The 1,941-nt window shown below is 55.8% G+C and carries 3 protein-coding genes; 1 reads left to right on the forward strand and 2 read right to left on the reverse strand.

Annotated elements, in window-relative coordinates; genetic code table 11:
- Together AC2JC8_RS09450 and rpaB are read right to left on the reverse strand one after the other, a co-directional pair.
- On the reverse strand, positions 1–616 hold a 616-nt coding region (locus AC2JC8_RS09450), incomplete at its 3' end, for a phosphate acetyl/acyltransferase (RefSeq protein ID WP_484594605.1).
- A 6-nt stretch (positions 617–622) separates the two neighbouring features.
- Positions 623–1,384: a response regulator transcription factor RpaB gene (gene rpaB, locus AC2JC8_RS09455; RefSeq protein ID WP_255133844.1), complete on the reverse strand. Its 762-nt coding sequence runs from the start codon at positions 1,382–1,384 to the stop codon at positions 623–625.
- A gap of 89 nt (positions 1,385–1,473) precedes the next feature.
- Here rpaB and AC2JC8_RS09460 point away from each other — a divergent pair.
- A partial coding sequence (locus AC2JC8_RS09460) for a DUF7125 family protein (RefSeq protein ID WP_484594606.1) occupies positions 1,474–1,941 on the forward strand: 468 nt, incomplete at its 3' end.

Below are 1,941 nucleotides of genomic sequence, written 5' to 3' on the forward strand. Positions count from 1 at the left end.
ACACCTGACGGTTCACATCTTTGGTGGGGAAAAGGGCGCCGATGGCAGGGCGCTCGATGCCCTTCAGCCGCCCCAGCCTAAAAATGGCAGAGGCCATCACTGCCCCGGAATTACCCGCTGAATACACCGCAAGGGCAGCGCCGTTTTTAAGCTGATCCATCGCCAAATTGATGCTGGAATCGCGTTTGCGACGCACAACGGTGGCTTCCTCGTTCATCCCAACTGTGGGTCCAGCGGGCACTATTTCCAAAGCCCCTTGCGCTGTTGCCTGGTTCAGCCGCGCCTCCAATTTAAGTGCCTTAATGGCTGCTTTTAAAGGTGCTTCTTCCGCAACAAACAACACCTTCAAGCCCAGTTGATCAATCGCATCAAGGCAACCTTCAAGGATCGGGCCGGGGGCGAAATCGCCCCCCATGCCATCAACTGCAATTGCGATGCGGGGTCCAGGCGGGCTGGCATTAACAAAAGGGTTAAAACCAGGGCCAAAGCCAATGCCAAATCTCCCCACCAGGCTTATTACCGGGCCGGTGCGGCGATACCAGATCACCAGCCGCCGCATGGCACGGCGGGGCCTCGGCCGGCGCATGCGGCCCGGCAGGGATTGGGGCTCCGCCATGGAGAATTAGCCTCCGTCGCCGCTGGCGCCGTCGATGATTCGTTGAAAAAGGTAACCCGTCCCGCGGGCGGTAAGGATAAGTTCTGGATTTGCAGGGTCATCTTCCAGCTTTGAGCGCAAACGGGAAATATGCACATCCACAACCCTGGTATCCACATGCCGTTCTGGGGTATAGCCCCAAACCTCTTTAAGGATTTCACCGCGGCTGAAGGATTCCCCGGAGCGGCTCACCAATAGCTCTAGAAGGCTGAATTCCATGCCGGTGAGGCGGATTCGTTCGTCGTTGCGATAAACCTGCCTTTTATTTGTATCTACTTTTATCTGCCCCACCTGGATCATCCCTGAATTGGGAAGGCCAGAGCCACCGTGATTATCTTTGTCCACCCTGCGCAAAACGCAACGAATTCGCGCTTCCAACTCTTTAGGGCTGAATGGCTTCACTACGTAGTCGTCGGCGCCAAGCTCCAAACCAGTAATCCGATCTGCCACATCGCCTAAGGCGGTGAGCATCACGATGGGCACATCTGATTCCTTGCGCAGCTCCTGGCAAACGCCGTAGCCATCAAGTTTTGGCATCATCACGTCTAGTACCACCAAATCGGCGGGCTGACGGCGGAAGGCTTCTAGGGCTTCCTCACCATCGGCGGCGGTTATCACCTGATAACCAATCATCGTGAGACGCGTTTCCAGAATGCGACGGATACTGGCTTCGTCGTCTACTACCAGGATGATTTCTTTCCCGTTTGGCGGTGCAGCGGTAACTGCCATAGAGGCACAATCAACAACGGAACAGTTGGACCACTCAACCGAGGTTTGGCTGCTTTTATGTAGAAAATCACATCAACCTTCACAAAACTTTGGCAAAAAGCAGCACCAATTACGTATGCGAAAGCTGCGGTGCCCAATCACGACAGTTTTTTGGCCGTTGTTCCGCCTGCGGTAACTGGAACACGCTTGTGGAGCAGGTGGTGGTTGCGAGCGATAGCCGTAGGCGTCGTTTGGTGAGTGCTCCAGCTGAAAATCAAACAGCAGCTGTGGCGCGCCGCTCAGAACCCATCTATGCGGTGGGGGATAGGCCGCTGCAAAGACTTGCTAGCGGCTATGGCGAGCTGGATAGGGTGCTTGGGGGTGGTTTGGTGCCTGGCTCTTTGGTGTTGCTGGGAGGCGATCCAGGCATTGGCAAGAGCACCCTTTTGCTGCAGAGCGCCCAAGCCATGGCTCTACGCCACTCGGTGCTTTATGTGAGCGCTGAAGAATCAGCCCAACAGGTGAAATTGCGCTGGCGCCGCTTGGTGGATCAACTCAGCTCTAGCGATAACGCAGCC

This window comes from Synechococcus sp. (assembly GCF_982614295.1).